Below are 19,654 nucleotides of genomic sequence, written 5' to 3' on the forward strand. Positions count from 1 at the left end.
GCGTGACGATCACACGAAGGGCGGCTTGATGTTGCTGCGCTTCTCAAGCCATTCCGGCACCGGCAGGTTCTTGGCCCGCATGAAGTCCGCGTTGAACAGCTTCGACTGATAGCGGCTGCCGGAATCGCACAGCACGGTGGCGATGGTCTTGCCGGGCCCGAGCTGCTTGGCGAGGCGCATTGCGCCTACGATGTTGACACCGGTCGAGCCGCCGAGGCACAGGCCCTCGTGCTGCAGCAGCTCGTAGATCACGCCGACAGCTTCGGCATCGGGAATGAGATAGGCATCATCGACCTTCGCGGTCTCCACGATGGCGGTCGCCCGGTTGAGGCCGATGCCCTCGGTGATCGAGCCACCCGGTGTCGCCTTGGGATCGCCGGTCCTGAAGTATTCATACATGCCGGCGCCGTGCGGATCGGCGCATGCGATCCGCACGTTCTTGTTCTTCTCTTTCAAGTAACGGCTGATGCCGGCGAGCGTGCCCCCGCTGCCGACCGAGCAGACGAAGCCGTCGACCTTACCGCCGGTCTGCTCCCAGATTTCGGGGCCCGTGGACTCGTAATGCGCCTTGGCATTGTCGAGGTTGTTCCACTGATCGGCGAACAGCACGCCGTTCGGCTCGGTCTTGCGCAGCTCGTCAGCAAGACGGCGACCGACATGCTGGTAGTTGTTGGGATTGGCGTAGGGCAGGGCCGGCACCTCGATCAGCTCGGCGCCGCACAGCTTCAGGAAATCCTTCTTCTCCTGGCTCTGCGTTTCCGGGATCACGATCAGGGTACGGTAGCCGCGCGCGCTCGCGACGACCGCAAGCCCGATGCCGGTATTGCCGGCGGTCGCTTCCACCACGAGACCGCCCGGCTTGAGCTCACCGCGCTTCTCGGCCTCCAGGATCATCCATTTGCCGGCGCGGTCCTTGACCGACTGGCCGGGATTCATGAACTCGGCCTTGCCGAGAATGGTGCAGCCGGTCAGTTCCGAGGCGCGCTTCAGCTTGATCAGCGGGGTGTTGCCGATGGCTTCGACAACGTCATTTCGAATGGTCATGTCAGGGAAATCGCTACCAAGGGGGTTGATCTGGTTGGCGAGAACGTAGTGCTTGGGAGGCCAAAGGGGAAGGCTTTTGCGCTGCGGCGAAACCGAGCGAAACCTCTGCCCAAACAGCGATATTCCTGAGAGGCGCGCCCGACGGCGATGCGCTCGGCCGCAAGCCGGGATATCGATAGGAGGAAACGCCCGCGCTCCGTCCGGCCAGGGAAGATGATAGTCGTCACCAGCCAACTCGCGACAAACTTTTTCCAAGGCCGAGGCTTCTCGCCATCGAGGGCCGTGGATGACGCCCGGATGGTCGAATCATATCGGCCCGAGGAACGGCTTTCTGTTCGGCGATTGACGGGCTTGTGAGATTACTCAGCCAGGGCGCGACTGAGGCGGGGCGTGGTGCGGTCGGATGGAAACGCCCAAGTGCCGCTGTGGCAGCAATATCACATGAAATCTTGGTAAGCTTGATCGTGTATCCCAATGTTTCAGAATGAGAAAAATCCCTGCGAGACAGCCGTCTTTTGAATTTCGAGCGGTTCGTTTCCACTTCGTCGGCGTGGCCATCTCGCAACTGCGGGACTGTCCCGCAGTTCAGCGCCCGGCTAGTATGGTTTTCGAGGTTCCGCAGAAAGCATCGCCGCTGTGAACGAGTTGTCCAAAGCCCCCCGACTGTCCCGCCGCGAATCGGTTAATCCGGCTGCGCGGCGGTTCGATCTGCCCGGTGGGGGATGGATGTGACACAGGATGTTCCTGCGATCGCCGTGCGGCGGTCTGAAGGTTCTGCATCCCGGACGCTGCGCGCGACGCGCTGGATTGCGGTGTTGTGCCTCGCCGCCGGTTCGGGTGCTTGCGTGCTGACCCAGGACCTTCCGGATCCCGCCCTCGACGTTCCCACGCAGTACAAATATGCGGGCAAGGGTGATGCGCCGCCGTCACTGGATTGGTGGCGCGGGTTCCGCTCCGCGGAGCTGACGCAGCTGATGGAGGAGGCGCAGACCGTCAACCTCGACATCGCCGCCGCCGTTGCGCGTATCGTCCAGGCCGACGCCCAGGCGCGACAGGCGGGGGCGGCGCTGCTGCCGAGCGTCTCGACAGGCGGATCGGAAACCTATTCGCGCACCTCGGGCTCCAGCGCGTCCGGTCTGTCCATCGGCGGCCGCGAGGTCGTCAACTATTCGGCCTCGCTGAGCGCGAGCTATCAGCTCGACTTCTGGGGCCAGAACCGCGACGCATTGCAGACCGCGGAAGAGACCGCGAATGCCAACCGTTTTGATCGCGACACCGTCGCCCTGACGACGCTTGCCGGCGTCGCCAATGCCTATTTCCAGGTGCTGGCCTCGCAGGATCGCATCAGGACCTCACAGCGCAACATTGCGAGCGCGCAGCGCATCCTCGATGCGGTCAGGGAGCGGCGCAAGGCCGGCACCGGCACCGATCTCGACGTCGCTCAGCAGGAGAGCGTGCTTGCCAACCAGAAGGCCCTGGTGCCGCCTCTGCGCCAGACGCTGGACCAGAACGTCAACGCGCTCGCCGTGCTGGTATCGCGCCCGCCGAAAAGCGTGCGCGTGCTCGGCGGCTCGCTGGACCGGATCGCGATCCCGCGCGTGACGCCCGGCCTGCCGTCGGAGCTCCTGACGCAGCGGCCTGACATTCGCCGGCAGGAGGCGCAGCTTGCGTCTGCGACCGCCAACATCGGCAACGCCCGCGCACAATTCTTTCCGACCATCCAGCTCACCGGCAATGGCGGCTATCAGAGCTCGGCCTTGGTCTCGCTGTTCCAGCCGCATGCGGCCTTCTTCCAGCTCGTCGGCAGCGCCACGCAGCCGATCTTCGATGGCGGCAAGATCCTCGGCAATTTCGAGTTCGCCAAAGCGAGGCAGGACGAATTGCTCCAGACCTACCGCAAGACCATCATCCAGTCGTTTGCCGACGTCGACAATGCGCTGTTCTCGATCAAGCAGACCACGATCAAGCTGCAATTGCAGCGCGACGTCGTCGTCGCCTCGCGCCGCGCCTTCGATCTCTCCGAGCAGCAATTGCGCGCCGGCACCGCCGACATCGTGACCGTGCTCAACACTCAACTGACCCTGTTCCAGGCGGAAGACGCGCTGTCACAGGCGCAACTGGCCCGCTTGCTCGCCATCGTCAGCCTGTATCAGGCGCTCGGCGGCGGCTGGGAGCCGCGAATGGAGAAACCGGTCAATGCTCTTTAAGCCGGATACCAAGCAGGACGCGAAGGAGGGCACGGCGAAGAAATCGCGCGGCCGCGGTTTCATCATGACCCTGATCACGCTCGCGATTCTGGGCGGTCTCTTCTATCTCGGCTGGACTGCCACGCATCAGCAGCAGGCCAATAACCGCAACAACCAGCGGCTCGATCTGCCGGTGCCCGTGCTCGCGGCGACGCCCCGCGTGCAGGACGTTCCGGTCTATCTCGACGGTGTCGGCGCGATCCGCGCGCTCAACACCGTGACCGTACGCTCGCAGGTCGACGGCAAGCTGATTGCCGTGAATTTTACGGAAGGGCAGGACGTCAAGAAGGGCGACGTGCTCGGCGAGATCGATCCTGCGCTCTACCAGGCCACCTACGACCAAGCGGTCGCCAAGAAGGCGCAGGATCAGGCCCAGCTCGCCAACCAGCGCATCGACCTGACACGGTACGAGCAGCTCGCTGCCTCCAACGCCGGCTCCAAGCAGCAGGCCGACACCCAGCGCGCGCTGGTCGCGCAGACCGAGGCGCTGGTCAAGGCCGACCAGGCTGCGATCGACAACGCGGCGGCGACGCTGAGCTACACCAAGATCGTGGCGCCGCTCTCGGGGCGAGCCGGCCTGCGCCAGGTCGACCAGGGCAATATCATCCATGCCGCCGACACCACGGGCCTCGTGGTGATCACGCAATTGCAGCCGATCGCGGTGTGGTTCAGCCTGCCGCAGCAACAGATCATGCGCGTCAACGCCGCGGCGTCGAAGGGTACGCTGGCGGTCGACGTGTTCGGCAATGACGGCATCACCGTGATCGATACCGGCAAGCTCACCGGCATCGACAACCAGGTCGACCAGACCACCGGCACGCTCAAGCTCAAGGCGGAGTTTCCCAACGCCAATTACCAGCTCTGGCCGGGCCAGTTCGTCAATGTCCGTCTCAAGGTCGAGACGCTGACGCAGGCACTGGTGGTGCCGACCTCGGCCGTGCAGCGCGGCCCGATCGGGACGTTCAGCTATGTCATCGGCGAGGACAACGTGGTCTCGGCCAAGCCCGTGACGGTGACCCAGCAGAACGAGCATGACGCCGTGATCGCCAGCGGCCTGTCAGCCACCGACAGGGTCGTCACAACGGGCTTTGCCAATCTGTCCGACGGCTCCAAGGTGACCATCGGCCGCGACGACCAGACCCCGTCGGCCGATCTCGCCCCGCGCAAGCGCTCGCGGGGGCCCGACGCCCAGAAGAAGGATGGTGCCAAGGAAGGGCAGAAGGAGCACCAGAAGGACGGACAGGGTAAGGACGGCGAGTTCCGCGCCAAGCGCAAGAGCAGCGAGGGCGACCAGAAGGGGCAGACCGGGCCGGCGCCAGGGCCGGGCGCATCGGGAAGTGGAGCCAAGCAGCCATGATCCCGACAACAGCCGCTTGAAGCGGCAGGCAAATCCCATGGGTGTCTCCGAACCCTTCATCCGCCGTCCGATCGCGACCTCGCTGCTCGGCATCGCGCTGCTGATCGGCGGGCTGCTGGGCTATTTCGCGCTGCCGGTCTCAGCGCTGCCGCAGGTCGATTTCCCGACCGTGCAGGTGACGACGCAGCTTCCAGGCGCGAGCCCCGACGTGATCGCCTCGCTGATCACGGCGCCCTTGGAGCGGCAACTCGGCCAGATCCCGTCGCTGTCGGCGATGAACTCGACGAGCTCGTTCGGCGTCAGCCAGATCTCGTTGCAGTTCGATCTCAATCGCGACATCGACGGCGCGACCCAGGACGTGCAGGCTGCGATCAACGCCGCGGCGGGCGTGCTGCCCAAGACGCTGCCTTATCCGCCGACCTACGCCAAGGTGAACCCGGCGGACGCGCCGGTGATGACGCTGGCGCTGCGCTCCGACACCATCTCGCTGCGGGCGATGAGCGACATTGCCGACACGCTTCTGGCGCAACGGCTGAGCCAGATTTCCGGCGTCGGGCGCGTTTCGGTGCTCGGCGGGCTGAAACCGGCCGTGCGCATCCAGGCTGATCTGGCGCGGCTCGCCGCCTATGGCATCGCCATGGAGGATCTGCGCACCGCAATCGCCAACGCCAACGTCTCCGGGCCGAAAGGCTCGCTCGACGGCGCGCAGCAATCCTACATCATCGCGGCCAACGACCAGATCGCAGCCGCCGACGCCTACAAGCCCGTCATCATCGCCTACCGCAACGGCTCGCCGGTCACCATCGCCGACGTCGCGCAGATCGTCGATGGCCTCGAGAACGACCGCACCGGCGGCTGGTACCAGGGCACGCCGGCCGTCATCATCGACATCCAGCGCCAGCCCGGTGCCAACGTCATCGACGTCGTCAGCCAGATCCGCGCCGAAATCCCGAAAGTGCAGCGCGCGATCCCAGCCGGCGTGAACCTCACCATCGTCTCCGACCGCACCGTGACGATCCGCGCCTCGGTCCACGACGTGCAGTTCACGCTGGTCCTCAGCGTCGTGCTGGTGACGCTGGTTGTGCTGCTGTTCCTGCGCTCGCTGCGGGCAACCCTGATCGCCGGCGTGGCGCTGCCGCTGTCGCTGATCACCAGCTTCGGCATCATGTATTTCGCCGGCTTCAGCCTCGACAATCTGTCGCTGATGGCGCTAACGATCGGCACCGGCTTCGTCGTCGACGACGCCATCGTCATGATTGAGAACATCGTCCGCCACATGGAGAACGGCGACGGGCCGATGGAGGCCTCGCTGAAGGGCGCCAGCGAGATCGGCTTCACCGTGATCTCGCTGACGGTGTCGCTGATCGCGGTTTTCATCCCGCTGCTGTTCATGTCCGGCCTCGTCGGGCGCATGTTCCGCGAATTCGCGCTGACCTTGACGATCGCGGTGGTGACCTCGGCCGTGGTCTCGCTGACGCTGACGCCGATGATGTGCTCACGCCTGCTCAAGCACGCCCATGAGGAGCTGGCGGTGCCGGGTCTCGCCGCCATCAGCCGCTTCATCGACCGCACCGTTGAGGCCTATCATCGGACGCTGCTCTGGGTGCTGGAGCGCCAGCGCGCCACGCTGGTCGTGACCTTCGCCACGCTGATTGCGACCCTCGTCCTCTACGTCGTTGCGCCGAAAGGCTTCCTGCCGCTGCAGGACACCGCCTCGATCACGGCGGTGACGGAGGCCGGGCCGGACGTGTCGTTCGCGGAGATGCAGAAGCGGCAGGGCGAGGTCGCCGACACCATCAAGGCGGACCCTGACGTGGTCGGCGTGGTCTCGGTGATCGGCGCCGGCTCGGTCAATCCGACCACCAATGTCGGCCGGCTCGTCATGACCTTGAAGCCGCGCGGCGAGCGGCGGGATGATGTCAGCGTGGTCGTGACCCGGCTGAAGCAGCGGGTGGCGGGCATTCCCGGCATGACCGTCTATTTCCAGCCGGTGCAGGACGTGCAGATCTCGACCCAGTCGAGCCGCTCGCAGTACCAGTACACGCTGACCGGCACCGATGCGGCGCTGGTGTCGGAATGGGCGCGCAAGCTGGTTACGGAGATGCGGCGCGATCCGCTATTCCGCGACGTCTCCTCGGAGGCGCAGGAAGGCGGCCTGCGGGCGCAACTCGACGTCGATCGCACCCGCGCGGGCCAGCTCGGCGTCAGCCTGCAAGGCATCACCGATACGCTCAACGACGCCTTCGCGCAGCGCCAGATCTCGACCATCTACGGCCAGGCCAACCAGTACCGCGTGGTGCTGGAGGCGCTGCCGATGTACCAGCGCGATCCCTCGATCCTGTCAAAACTCTATCTGCCGGGCGCTGCGAGTTCCACCGTCGGCGCGCCCAACGCCCAGGTGCCGCTGTCGGCCGTGGCGACGCTGAAGCGCACCACGGCGCCGCTCGCGATCTCGCACCAAGCGCAATTCCCGTCCGTGTCGCTCAGCTTCAATCTCGCGCCGGGCGCCGCACTCGGCGATGCCGTCGACGCCGTGAAAGCGATCGAGACCCGGATCGAAATGCCCAACAGCATCGTCGGCGTCTATGCCGGCGATGCCGCCGAGTTCGCCAAGGCGCTCGCGGGCCAACCCTGGCTGCTGCTCGCGGCCGTGATCACGATCTACATCGTGCTCGGCGTGCTCTATGAGAGCTACATCCACCCGATCACGATCCTGTCAACGCTGCCTTCGGCCGGCGTCGGCGCGATCCTGGCGCTGGTGTTGTGCGGGCAGGACCTCTCGGTGATCGGCCTGATCGGCATCATCCTGTTGATGGGCATCGTCAAGAAGAACGCGATCATGATGATCGACTTCGCGCTCGAGGCCGAGCGCGGGCAGGGCATGTCGCCGAACGAGGCGATCGTGCAGGCTTGCCTGTTGCGCTTCCGTCCCATCATGATGACGACGCTCGCGGCGCTGTTCGGCGCCTTGCCGCTGGCGATCGAGAGCGGCACCGGCGCCGAGCTGCGCTTCCCGCTCGGCATCTCCATCATCGGCGGCCTGCTGCTCAGCCAATTGCTGACGCTCTACACCACGCCCGTGATCTATCTCGCGCTCGACCGCATCAACCGCCGCCTCGAGCAGGCGCTGCCGCCGGCTGAATCCGGCGGCCCGCCAGTCGCCGGCGCAACCGAGGGGATGCAGTGATGGCATCGATCTCGGAGCCCTTCATCCGCCGCCCGGTTGCCACCACGCTGCTGTCGATCGGGTTGTTCCTGCTGGGTGTGGTCGCCTACGATTTCCTTCCCGTCGCCTCGGTCCCGAACGTCGACTTCCCCGCCATCTTCGTCTCGGCCAGCCGGCCCGGCGCCGACCCGTCGGTGATGGCGGCCACGGTGGCTTCACCACTGGAGCGGCGGCTCGGCGAGATCTCGGGCATCAACCAGATCACCTCGACCTCGACGCTCGGCAACACCAGCATCCAGCTCCAGTTCGACATCGGCCGCAACATCGACAAGGCCGCGCGCGACGTGCAGGCGGCGATCAACGCCTCGATGGTCGACTTGCCGAGCGACCTGCCGACGCTGCCGCGCTTCCGCAAGGCCAACACCGCCGGCGCGCCCGTCTTCGTGCTGGCGCTGACCTCCAAGACGCTGTCCGCCAGCGCGATTTACGACGTCGCCGACACGGTGCTGGCGCAGCGCATCTCGCAGGTGCCGGGAGTCGGCGACGTCACGGTATCAGGCGCCGACCAGCCGGCCGTGCGGGTCCAGCTCAACCCCGTCGCGCTGTCGAACGCCGGCATCGCCACCGATGACGTCAGGACCGCGATCGTCAACGCCAACCCGCTCGGCCCCGTCGGTATCTTCAACGGCGAGCGCCAGAGCGAGACGCTGGCGCTCAACCGGCAGATGCGCACGGCGAAAGAGTTCCGTGACATCATCATCAAGAGCGCCAACGGCAATTTCGTGCGCCTGTCCGACGTCGCCGACATCGAGGATTCCGTCCGCAACGCCCGCTCGATCGCATGGTTCAACAAGCAGCCGGCGGTGCTGATCCAGATCACCAAGCAGGGCGATGCCAACGTCATCGATACCGTCGACAGGGTAAAGGCGCTGGTCCCCCAGCTGAAGCAGTGGATTCCGGCCGGTGTCGAGATCTCCACCCTGGTCGACCGCACCGGCACCATCCGCGCCAGCGTGCTCGACATGCAATGGACATTGCTGGCGACCGCGGTCCTGGTGATGGTCGTGGTGTTCGTGTTCCTGCGCAGGCTGACGCCGACGATCGCGGCCGGCATCTCGGTGCCGCTGGCGCTGGCCGGAACCTGCGCCGGCATGTGGGTCGCGGGCTTCTCGATCGATAATCTGTCGCTGATGGCGCTCGCGATCTCCGTCGGCTTCGTGGTCGACGACGCCATCGTCATGATCGAGAACATGTACCGCAATCTCGAGCACGGCATGCGGCCGTTCCGGGCGGCGCAGGAGGGCGCGAAGCAGATCGGCTTCACCGTGGTCTCAATCAGCCTGTCGCTGATCGCGGCGTTCACGCCGCTGATCTTCATGGACGGCATCGTCGGCCGCCTGCTGCGCGAATTCTCGCTGACGCTGACCTTCGCCATCCTGGTCTCGACGCTGGTGTCGCTCACGGTCACGCCGATGATCTGCGCCCATTACATCCGGCAGGCCACGTCCGGCACGGCGACGTTGTTCGATCGGGTGATCGAGGGCTCCCTGTCGCGCATCGTCGCCTTCTACGCCCGGACCTTGCGCACCGTGCTGGACTATCCGCTGGCGACGCTGCTGGTGTTCTTCGCCACCATCGGCCTCACGGTGACGCTCTACATCAAGGTCCCCAAGGGCTATTTTCCGACCGACGATTCCGGCTTCGTGATCGGCGCGACGCGCGCCTCGGCCGACATCTCGTTCCAGTCGATGCTCGGTCTCCAGCAGCGGCTCGCCGACATCGTGATGCAGGATCCGGCCGTGGCCGGCATCGGCTCGACCGTCGGCGCCGGAGGCGGGCCGGGGGGAGCGACCTCGAACCGCGGCATCATGTACATCAGCTTGAAGCCGCCGGAGGAGCGCGACCACGTCTCAACGCAGGTCGTGATCGACCGTCTCAGGCGCGCGCTGTACCCCGTGCCCGGCATTCGCCTCTTCATGTTCGCCGCTCAGGACGTCCGTGCCGGCGGGCGGCAGAGCGATTCCGACTACCAGTACACGCTGACCAGCACCGACCTCGGTCTGCTGCAGAAATGGGCGCCGATCGTGGCCAAGCGCATGGAGAGCGTCGAGGGCATCACCGACATCTCCAGCGACCGCGATCCCGGCGGGCTTCAGCTGACCCTGAACATCGATCGCCAGAAGGCCTCGGCACTCGGCGTCCGGGTTCAGGACATCGACAATGCGCTGAACAACGCCTTTTCGCAGCGGCAGATCTCGATCATCTACACCCAGCGCAACCAGTACATGACCGTGCTGGAGATCGATCCGAAGTTCCAGGTCGATCCCTCCAACCTCGAGCGCATCTATGTTGCGGGCGCCGGCGACGCGCAGGTGCCGCTGTCGGCCGTAGTGCACGCGACGCGTGGGTTGGCCGCGCTCGCGGTCTATCACTCGCAGTCGTTTCCCTCGACGACGGTGTCGTTCAACCTGCTGCCGGACGTGCAGCTTCAGGCAGCGACCCAGAGCATCCAGCGGGCGGTGGAGGAACTGCACATGCCCGAAGGCATCCGCGGCAGCTTCGACGGCAATGCCGGCGACTTCGCCAAGACCAGCAGCCGCCAGCCGCTCCTGATCCTCGGCGCGCTGGTGGCGATGTATATCGTGCTCGGGGTGCTCTATGAGAGCCTCGCCCATCCGCTCACGATCATCTCGACGCTGCCCTCGGCGGGGTTAGGCGCGCTGCTCGCCTTGCAACTCACCAACACGCCGCTGACGGTGATCGCCTTCGTCGGCATCATCCTCTTGATCGGCATCGTCAAGAAGAACGGCATCATGATGGTGGATTTCGCGCTCGACGCCGAACGCCAGCGCGGCCTGTCCTCGGCGGAGGCGATCTTCGAGGCCTGCCAGGCGCGCTTCCGCCCGATCCTAATGACGACCATGGCGGCGCTGTTCGCCGGCATTCCGCTCGTGGTGGCGACCGGTCCCGGCACGGAGCTTCGCCGTCCGCTCGGCATCACCATCATCGGCGGCCTGTTCGTCTCGCAGATCCTGACGCTCTACACCACGCCGGTGATCTACCTCTTGATCGACCGCCTGCGGCGGCGGTCCGCGCCGCGCCCGGTGGCTGCGCCGGCGGAATAGGTTGTTGAAGCGCCGCATCAAGCGTATAGCGGCGCCCATGTCGAACCCGCCAGATACGGCCGCCGCGCCGGCCGATCCGATCCCCGAGTGCCCGCATTGCCAGAAGCCGATGCCGCTGTGCATCTGCGACAGCGTCACGCCGATTGAAAATCGACTGTCCCTCCTGATCCTGCAGCATCCGCAGGAGCAGGACAGGGCGCTCGGCACCGCGCGCCTGCTTGCCGGGCATTTTGCCGATGCCACGGTGCGGGTCGGCCTGTCCTGGCCGAGCCTGTCCAAGGCGCTGGGACAGCCGGTGGAGAATGCCGCGCGTTGGGCCGTGCTCTATCTCGGCTCGGCCCGCGCCGCCGATCTCGAGGCGGAAGGCGAGATCGTCGCGCTCAACCGCAAGGGCGAGGTCGCGGAGAACCAGCGCGGGATCCTCGGCAAGCTCGAAGGCGTCGTGCTGCTCGACGGCACCTGGAGCCAGGCCAAGGCGCTGTGGTGGCGCAATCCCTGGATGCTGAAATGCCAGCGCGTCATTCTCAACCCGGCGCACCCCTCGCGCTATGGCCGTCTGCGCAAGGAGCCGCGCAAGGACGGGCTCTCCACCATCGAGGCCGCGGCGACGATTCTCGCCGGGCTCGAGCGGCGTCCTGACATCGCCGAGACGCTGAACGCGAGCTTTGAACGCCTGTTAACACGCTACCGCGAGGTCCAGGCCGAGATGCCGGAATTGGCGCCCAAGCCTGCCCCGAAGGGCCGGCGCGACTTCCGGCGGCGCAAACGAGCCTGACTTCGGCCCACATCATCTGTACGGTCGATTGCACCGCGTGGGCCGGGCGTCTAGAGACGATCGGCCGAAACCGGTCGCGATCCGCTCTCCTGTTCCGGCATTGGAGAGCGAGAACCTGAGGGGCAGTCGTATTCAGCTCGCAGCGAAGGAAATTCTGGCACAGGCGGCGCGGCCCGATCGTTGGGGCACGCTCGCGCTGATGGACATTTCGCTGCGCTACCGCCGGACCGTGATCGGCCCGCTCTGGATCACGCTGACGCTGGCCGCGACGATCGCAAGCGTCGGCACCGTCTATGCGGCCCTGTTCAAGCAGGACATCGCCACTTTCCTGCCGTCCTTCGCGGTCGGCCTGATCGTCTGGACCCTGATCGCAACGACGCTCCAGGAGGGCTCCAACATCTTCGTGGCGTCCGGCCATCTCATCAAAGCCGTGCCGGCGCCGCTGATCGTTCATGTCCTCCAGATGATCGCGCGCAACGTCCTCATCTTCGCGCATCATTTGGTGATCGTCGTGCTGCTCTACGTCGTGATACCCTGGCCGCTGCACTGGAGCATGCTGCTCGCGCTGCCCGGCTTTGCGATCCTGTTCCTCGCGCTGCTCGGCGGCTCGGTCGCACTCGGCATGCTCTGCGCGCGGTTTCGCGACATCGGTTCGGCGATCGTCAGCGGCCTGCAATTCGTCTTCTTTCTCACGCCGATCATCTGGACCGAGGACAGCGCGCGCGGCACCGCGTTTCACTGGCTGACGCGGGTCAATCCGTTCGCGACGCTGCTCGATCTGGTGCGCCGGCCGCTGTTGTCGCAGCCGACCGATGCGGAGCAATGGCTGCTAGGGGCCCTCTATGCGATCGTCGTGGCCGTCATCGGCCTCGGCTGCTACGCAAAATACCGCCATCGCGTGGCGTATTGGCTGTGATGCGCGCATGACCCGGACGGCCCACATCGTGCTACGCGACGTCTCGGTCACGTTTCCGGTGCTGTCGTTTCGCGACCGCTCGCTGCGCAGTCGCTTCGTCGGCGCCGTGACGCTGCGCCGGAAGGCGGCGGTCTCGCACCTCATCACGGCGTTGAACGAGGTCAGCCTCGATATCCGCGCCGGCGACCGCCTCGCCGTCATCGGTGCCAATGGTGCCGGCAAGACCACGCTGCTGCGGGTTCTCGCCGGCATCTATCATCCGACGGCGGGCAGCATCGACGTACGCGGCCGCTGCCTGTCGCTGTTCGATCTGCAGGCCGGCTTCGACGAGGAAGCGACCGGTTACGAGAACATCATGCGGCGCGGGCTCGTGATCGGCGCGCGGCGGGCCGAGATCGACGCGCGGCGGGCCGAGATTGCCGAGTTCACCGAGCTCGGAGACCGGCTCGACCTGCCGCTGCGCACCTATTCCAGCGGCATGATGCTGCGCCTGATCTTTGCGGTCGCAACCGCGGTCGAGGGCGAGATCGTGCTGCTCGACGAATGGATCGGCGTCGGCGACCAGCAATTCCGCAAGAAGGCGCGGCAGCGATTGGATGAGATCGTCGCCCGCGCAGGCATCCTGGTGCTCGCCTCGCATGACATCGAGCTGATCCAGAGCACCTGCAACCGGGCGATCCTGCTGGAGCAGGGGAAGATCATCGCGGCCGGCGCAACCGATACGATTCTCGCGCAATATCTGGCGGGGTCCGGCGGGAAGAAGGCGTAGCGGTTCGAAGGTCCCGCTGACGAGGCGGCCTCCAGCCAAAATCGGACGAAGGCGGTTGCCTAAACCCTTCATCCCCTATATTGCTCCGGCCTTACGGGGCCACGTGGCGGAGTGGTTACGCAACGGTCTGCAAAACCGTGTACACCAGTTCAATTCTGGTCGTGGCCTCCATCATATCCCTCTGATCTCCCAGCACAATTCGATCTCGCCGCCGGCTTCGCTGATGCTGCGCGCAACGTTCTGCCGACGTGAGAGGCGGATCGATCACCGGGTTTGTCCGGAGCTCGCTGGAACCCCCGGTTCACGCCCGTTGGCATAGTCTTCGCATCGGTGAAGTGATGCGACCGACACCAACGAGCGCTGGAGCACCCGTGGGCGACATCGTCCGATTTGTCCCGAAATCCGAGCTGGAGCGGGCCCGCCTCATTCGCGAGGCTCGCGCGATCTATGACAGCATCTTTCCATCGGCCGCACCCGACCGGGTGCCGCAGGATGGCGAGGATCGCATCAAGACCTGAACGGCGCAGCAGGGCTTCGCCTATGGCGAAGCGCCCGCGAGGCGGGCGCTACGGCTCACGATGAAAGCAGCTTCAGCAGGCCGCGTACCAGCCGTCGGGGAACGGCAGGAGGGGCCAGGCGCCCTCATTGTCATTGGCGGCTTTGGGCGTCGCGTGAAAACTCCACGAGCGGGGCACGAATTCCTCCTCCGGCGCGGGAGCAAAGTCTTCAATGACCATGGCGTCCCGGACGGCATCCAGCAACAAGTTGAATTCGGCTTCGCTTCTCATCGCACCCTCGCAGAACGCGGACGGCGCAATGTCGCAAAGCCGGTTTGTTACCCGGTTGAGCGGATCGTTCGCATTTTAACGATCCGGCGATCGGGTCCCGATTGGTTAGCGGTGTGTAAAAAATCCCCAGGAAACTCTAGGTTCCTCCGCTGCGCCGGCAGTGTGAAAGAGATCACATCCTCGACGGTTTATTTCTCTTAACCCCTTCGCGTACCGGCCCAATGCAGGCTGGAGCGGGCACGGCGGAACGGGAGACTGGTCATGAAGGCGAGGTTCTTGCGGTTTGCGGGTGTGAAGAGCCGGGCGCGCCGCGCCTCCACGGTCGGGCTGTTCCTGACGCTGTTTGCATCCACCGCCCACGCGCAGGGGACAGCCGAACAGCGCCGGGCCTGCACGCCCGATGTCTACCGGCTCTGCGCCGGCGAAATTCCCAACGTCCGCGCCATCACGGCGTGCCTGCGGCGCAACCGCTCGAGCCTGAGCGAAGCGTGCCGCAGCGTGTTCGATCAGGCCGGCGGTTAAGGGCCTGTGGATGTGTGCGCAGCAAGTGGCTCGCGCCAGCTGACGAATTCGCCGATACCGGTCCTGTGGATATGCTGCGGACAGGCTGTGGACCAACGGGTGCTCCGTAGCCCGGGTGAGCGCAGCGACTCGTCCGCCGCTTGCTTCGTCGTAAGGGCTCCTCGCAATGACGACGTGGAGAGAGACCGGCGCCTCAACCCCAGCCTGGTGCCCCGGACGCCGCGCAGCACGAAGTGATGCGCTGCAGAGCCGGGGCCCATGCAACGGCAAATCGCGCGGCTAGCTGGGTCCCGGCTCTGCGCAGCAGCGTGAGAACGCTGCTGCGCGTCCGGGACACCAAGGCTGAGCAAGTGGGTGACTGGGCTTGCCGAACGCTCCCAGCATTTCGTCTCAAATTGCAATCCGTGCGTGCAAGAAGTCTTGATCGGGTGTGATCTAGGGGTGAACGCCCGGCTTGAACGCGCGTCCCGGGCACAACGACTAATAGGTAGCGCGCATGAGGGTCAGGGAAACGTGATTATGCCTCCTCTTCCTAAAGCACCAAAATGGTGCTTTAGTGCTTTCCATGAGCCAATCGCCCCGAAACGCGCCGTCAGCGCTGCGTTACAGGCTTGCCCCTGATCCGGCCGCCAAGGCCGCGCTGGAGGCGACGTTTAGGGCTTATGACCGCATGATGGAGATCCTCGATGAGGTCGCGCGGAGCCACAATGTCGGCTCCAATGTCGTCCTGCTGCATGCCCACGCCTATGACCCGATCCGTAAACAGACCGCGCTGCCCTCGCGCCTGGTGACGCTGGGCCTGCGTGACCGCGCCGAGTATCGCGCGGCACAGGGCCGCCGTCTGCCGCTCGACGACAAGCTCGCCAAGATCAAGGGGCCGGCCACCATCTCGATTGCGACCGTCGAGGGACGCTTCAGCGTGCCCTTTGACTATGCCGGCTATGCCGAGGGCTGGGGGCAGAGTGTGCCCGCGCGCCTCATCCGCACCGACGACGGCTTTGAAGTTCACTACGGCGTCACGCCGAACAATCTGCCAGAGGAGGAGAACGCCATGGATACCATCGCTGCCGCTCCCGAAAACTTCCTGTCCCGGGTCGGGCGCCTGATCGCCGGGATCGCCTATGACGCAATCGAGCAGGCGGAAGGCAAGAACAAGCTGCAAGTGGTCAGCCAGGCCATCCGCGAGATCGAGCGCGCCGAGAGCGAAGCGCGCGACGCGCTCGCCGCTGCGCGTGCCGAGGAATATCGCCTCAACGCGCGCCGTACCGAGATCGAACGCGAGATGGCCGATCTCGCCCCCAAGATCGAGGGCGCGATCGCTGACAGCCGCGACGATCTCGCCCGCGCTGGCATCGCGCGGCAGATGGATCTGGAGGCGCAGTTCGATGTGCTGTCCCGCGCCATCGACGAGAACAACGAGAAGATCGAGCAATGCATCACCTCGCTGCGCGCGGTGCTGTCCGCGCTCCAGGATGCCGAGCAGCGCCGCGCCGATCTCGAAAGGAGCGAGGCAGCCGCAAGCCATCAGGCCTCGACGTCATCCCGAAAACAGGGCGGCGGCTCTGCGGCAGCGAAGGCGCTGCGGGCGGGCAGGGCGGTGGCACGCGCCACCGGCGTGCCGCCGGGCATTCCCTATTCGAGCGACATCGACGAGCTCAGCACGCTGCATCGCGACAAGGAAATTGCGGCGAGGCTCGCGCGATTGAAGTCGCGCTCCTGAGTGCCATGTCATGAGCGCTCTGCTCGAACACGTCATGTCGCCTGAGGTCAGGCCGTTCGCGATCGCGGCGGCCATGATCCTCATCGTCGGCTCGATCGAAGTGGTCTCGATGCTGGTCGGGGCTTCCTTGAGCGAAATGCTCGGCACCAACATCGATTTCGGTCACCCCAGCGACAATGGCGTGATCAACGCCATTTCCTGGATCAATGTCGGCGGCGTGCCGCTTCTGATCTTCCTGCTGCTGCTGCTCGGCGCCTTCTCCATCACCGGCTTCCTGATCCAGGACATCGCGCGAATGGTTGCGGGGCCCTTGCCGGCAACAGTCGCCTCGGTCGGGGCCGTCGTGGTCTCGGTTCCGATGGTCCGCACCGCCAGCAGGGCGATCGCGCGGGTCATTCCCAAGGATGAAAGCTATGCCGTCGGTTTAGGGGATCTGGTCGGCCGCATCGGTGAGGTCGTCATCGGCCCGCTCGACCAGGGACCGCCCGGCTGCGTCAGCGTCGCCGACGTCCACGGCAACCGCCATTTCGTCTGGGCGGTTGCGGCGCCGGCGTCATCGCCCCTGCCACAGGGAACCATGGTCCTGCTCGTCGACCGCGACGGCACCCGCTTCGTGGCGGTCAAGGCCGACGATGAACTCAAACCTTCCAAGCCCACTCTAAACAGCTAGCCAGTCATTATCGGAGAACATCATGTTCGACATTGCAGTCCCGGCCATGATCGGCGTCGCGCTGATCGTCGTCCTGGGGATCGTCTTCACCATCCTCTACAAGCGCGCCACCCGCGACGAGGCCTTCGTGCGCACCGGCCTCGGCGGCAAGAAGGTCGTGCTCGACGGCGGCGCCATGATCCTGCCGATCTTCCACTCCTATGCCAGCGTCAACCTGAAGACGCTGCGGCTCACGGTGGAACGCAAGGAGCGGGAATCCCTCATTACCAGGGACCGGTTGCGCGTCGACATCGTCGCCGAGTTCTACGTGCGCGTTCGCCCCGACGACGAGAGTATCGCGCTTGCGAGCCAGACGCTGGGGGCACTGACCAATGACGCCGAAGCTTTGCGCAACCAGGTCGAGGCCAAATTCGTCGACGGCCTGCGCTCGGTGGCGGCGACCATGAGCATCCTCGAGCTCCAGGAGAAGCGCTCGGACTTCGTCAAACATGTGCAGGCGACAGTCGAATCCGACGTCAAATCCAACGGCCTCGAACTTGAATCCGTGTCGCTCACAAAGCTCGACCAGACCGACGTCAAGTTCTTCAACCCGGAAAACTTCTTCGACGCCGAAGGTCTCACCCAGCTCAAGACCGTCACCGAGACGCGCCGGCGTGACCGCAACGCCATCGTGCGCGACAACGAGGTGGCGATCGCCCAGAAGGACCTCGAGGCGCGGCAGCAGACCCTCGGCATCGAGCGAACCAAGAAGGAGGCCGAGCTGTCGCAGGAGCGCGACATCGCCAACAAGACCGCGAGCACCCGCGCCGAGGTCGCAACCGCGACGCAGACCGCGCGCCTCACCGAGGAGAATGCCCGCATCGACACCGACAGGGCGGTCGCCGAGAAGGAGGCGGGCGCCAAGCAGGTCAAGGAAACCGCCGTGATCGAGTCCGATCTGGCGATCAACAAGCGCAAGACCGACGCCCAGCGCGAGATCCAGATTGCGACCCAGGAGAACGAGATCCAGATCGCGTCCAAGAGCAAGCAGACCTCGGAGGCCGTCGCCGAGGCCAAGACCGCCGAAGCGATCGCGGTCTCCGCGGAGGAAAAGGTCGTGACCGCACGCGCGGTCGAGGTCGCCGATCGTGCCCGTCTCACCCAGGTGCTGGCCGCGCGGACCGAGGCCGAGCGCAAATCGACCGAGCTGATCGTCGCGGCCGAAGCCGAGAAGAAGGCCTCGCTCGATCGCGCCGAGGCCGTGAAGACGCTGGCCACGGCCGAAGCCGAGTCCAACAAGATCAAGGCGGTCGGCGTCAGGAATATCGGTGAGGCCGAGGCAGCCGTCATCACCATGAAGAACGAGGCGCAGAACAAGCTCGGCAGCAACGTCATCGACTTCGAGATCGCCAAGAAGCGGATCGAGACGATGCCGGCGGCGCTGGCCGAGATGGTCAAGCCCATCGCCAACCTCAAGGACGTCCGTATCCTGCACACCGGCGGCGCGTTCGGCGGCAGCGGCGCCGGCGGAGGCAATGTCGGCTTCGGCGAGGGACTCGCCGGCGAGCTCCTCAAGGTGCACGCGCTGCGTCCGATGATCGACGAGATCCTGCGCCAGAGCGGCTTTGCGCCCGGCGACGATCCCGTGAAGGCGCTGGTCGGAGCCGTGACCGGCAAGAGCAACGGCGCGGCCGTGCCGGCGCCGGTGCCGGAGAAGACCAACACCGCCGATCTATGAATGCCCGTTCATTGCTGCGGAGAATTCGAATCGATAAACAGGTTGAGCGCGTCTCGCGTCGCGCAACGTGCCGGAGTGCCGATCGATCGTCTTGAACCTTTCGATCGCACTCCGGACGAACCTTCCAAGGCAACGACATTGGTTGCCGCGGCGCCTGCGCCGATCGACGCCAGGCGCTGAAGCCTGTTTCGATCGGGGAATTTCATATGAAATATTTTCTGTCTGGACTGATCGCGATCGGCCTTTCGATCGCCGCCATGCCCTCGTTCGCGGCCGATGCCCGCAACGTCACCGTCGTCAACGAGACCGGCTATGCCATCAAATTCCTGGGCTTCAACGCGCCGGACGATGGCCTGGACGAATGGGACAATGAGCTCGAGAAGGTTTTGCAGAACCAGGCCAGCACCTATGTCGAGTTCGACGAGGACGACGAGGGCTGCGTCTGGAACATCCGCGTCGACTGGCAGAGCTACGACGAAGCCGTGCTCTGGAAAAACGTCAACCTCTGCAAGATGACCGCGCTTCGGCTGCGCTACGATCCCGGCACCAAGACCACTTCGTTCCTCGCCGAGTAGCCTTTGGCCGACACGGCCCGGAGGAGGGGGCGTCCCGGCCTTCCTCCGGCGCATTGCGGATGATGACGAATTCGTCCTTTGCAAGCGCAAGCGGCTTTGTTATACGCAGCCGCGCGCGAACGACTGGTTCGCCTTTTCCTCGGTAGCTCAGCGGTAGAGCATCCGACTGTTAATCGGATGGTCGCTGGTTCGAATCCAGCCCGGGGAGCCAAATCATGCCGCAAATTCAACGGGTTACGGGCACATTCTCGCGCCATGCGCGAT

14 protein-coding genes, 2 tRNA genes and 1 pseudogene are annotated in these 19,654 nt (G+C 65.3%); 15 read left to right on the forward strand and 2 right to left on the reverse strand.

The genetic code is table 11. The annotated features are described in order from the left end of the window. Nucleotides 1-9: 9 nt before the first annotated feature. Nucleotides 10-1,044 (reverse strand): cysteine synthase A, encoded by a 1,035-nt coding sequence (locus RAD10_RS18710; RefSeq protein WP_461618700.1) that lies wholly within the window; start codon nt 1,042-1,044, stop codon nt 10-12. A 722-nt stretch (nt 1,045-1,766) separates the two neighbouring features. On the opposite strand from RAD10_RS18710, the gene RAD10_RS18715 reads away from it, so the two are divergent. The 9 genes and pseudogenes from RAD10_RS18715 to RAD10_RS18755 all read left to right on the forward strand — a co-directional run bounded on the left by RAD10_RS18715 (nt 1,767) and on the right by RAD10_RS18755 (nt 13,916). Continuing rightward, nucleotides 1,767-3,251, forward strand: a complete 1,485-nt coding sequence (locus RAD10_RS18715) for an efflux transporter outer membrane subunit (RefSeq protein WP_461618701.1) — start codon at nt 1,767-1,769, stop codon at nt 3,249-3,251. Continuing rightward, entirely contained in the window at nt 3,241-4,647 is a 1,407-nt protein-coding gene (locus tag RAD10_RS18720; RefSeq protein WP_461618702.1) for an efflux RND transporter periplasmic adaptor subunit, read from the forward strand. The genes RAD10_RS18715 and RAD10_RS18720 overlap by 11 nt, the downstream gene beginning before the upstream one ends. Nucleotides 4,648-4,684: 37 nt before the next feature. Continuing rightward, complete coding sequence (locus RAD10_RS18725) at nt 4,685-7,834, forward strand: efflux RND transporter permease subunit (protein WP_461618703.1); 3,150 nt, start codon at nt 4,685-4,687, stop codon at nt 7,832-7,834. After that, nucleotides 7,834-10,938, forward strand: a complete 3,105-nt coding sequence (locus tag RAD10_RS18730) for an efflux RND transporter permease subunit (RefSeq protein ID WP_461618704.1) — start codon at nt 7,834-7,836, stop codon at nt 10,936-10,938. The genes RAD10_RS18725 and RAD10_RS18730 overlap by 1 nt, the downstream gene beginning before the upstream one ends. Before the next feature lie 37 nt (nt 10,939-10,975). Beyond that, nucleotides 10,976-11,713: a tRNA-uridine aminocarboxypropyltransferase gene (locus tag RAD10_RS18735; RefSeq protein ID WP_461618705.1), complete on the forward strand. Its 738-nt coding sequence runs from the start codon at nt 10,976-10,978 to the stop codon at nt 11,711-11,713. A gap of 37 nt (nt 11,714-11,750) precedes the next feature. Further along, a complete protein-coding gene (locus RAD10_RS18740; protein WP_461618706.1) occupies nt 11,751-12,629 on the forward strand; it encodes an ABC transporter permease in 879 nt (292 codons plus the stop codon). 163 nt (nt 12,630-12,792) lie between these two features. Continuing rightward, nucleotides 12,793-13,398, forward strand: a pseudogene (locus tag RAD10_RS18745) (ABC transporter ATP-binding protein); the annotation flags it as partial. A gap of 97 nt (nt 13,399-13,495) precedes the next feature. Then, nucleotides 13,496-13,569, forward strand: a tRNA-Cys gene (locus RAD10_RS18750). A 200-nt stretch (nt 13,570-13,769) separates the two neighbouring features. Further along, nucleotides 13,770-13,916, forward strand: coding sequence for a hypothetical protein (locus RAD10_RS18755; protein ID WP_018320409.1), 147 nt, complete (start codon nt 13,770-13,772; stop codon nt 13,914-13,916). Nucleotides 13,917-13,988: 72 nt separating this feature from the next. Here the strand turns inward: RAD10_RS18755 and RAD10_RS18760 are convergent, their stop codons facing one another. Then, entirely contained in the window at nt 13,989-14,186 is a 198-nt protein-coding gene (locus RAD10_RS18760) for a hypothetical protein (protein ID WP_018320410.1), read from the reverse strand. Between the two features lie 261 nt (nt 14,187-14,447). On the opposite strand from RAD10_RS18760, the gene RAD10_RS18765 reads away from it, so the two are divergent. From RAD10_RS18765 to RAD10_RS18790, 6 genes are all read left to right on the forward strand, one after another. Further along, on the forward strand, nt 14,448-14,708 hold the full coding sequence (locus RAD10_RS18765) for a hypothetical protein (RefSeq protein ID WP_026202356.1): 261 nt from the start codon (nt 14,448-14,450) through the stop codon (nt 14,706-14,708). Nucleotides 14,709-15,264: 556 nt separating this feature from the next. Next, on the forward strand, nt 15,265-16,428 hold the full coding sequence (locus tag RAD10_RS18770; protein ID WP_461618707.1) for a PspA/IM30 family protein: 1,164 nt from the start codon (nt 15,265-15,267) through the stop codon (nt 16,426-16,428). A gap of 10 nt (nt 16,429-16,438) precedes the next feature. Continuing rightward, entirely contained in the window at nt 16,439-17,098 is a 660-nt protein-coding gene (locus tag RAD10_RS18775) for an OB-fold-containig protein (RefSeq protein ID WP_461618708.1), read from the forward strand. A 22-nt stretch (nt 17,099-17,120) separates the two neighbouring features. After that, nucleotides 17,121-18,815, forward strand: a complete 1,695-nt coding sequence (locus RAD10_RS18780; protein ID WP_461618709.1) for a flotillin family protein — start codon at nt 17,121-17,123, stop codon at nt 18,813-18,815. Between the two features lie 206 nt (nt 18,816-19,021). Next, nucleotides 19,022-19,390 (forward strand): hypothetical protein, encoded by a 369-nt coding sequence (locus RAD10_RS18785; protein WP_317239512.1) that lies wholly within the window; start codon nt 19,022-19,024, stop codon nt 19,388-19,390. Between the two features lie 136 nt (nt 19,391-19,526). Further along, nucleotides 19,527-19,601 (forward strand) — tRNA-Asn (locus tag RAD10_RS18790). The last annotated feature ends 53 nt before the right edge of the window (nt 19,602-19,654 follow it).

This window comes from Bradyrhizobium sp. 23AC (genome assembly GCF_054863025.1).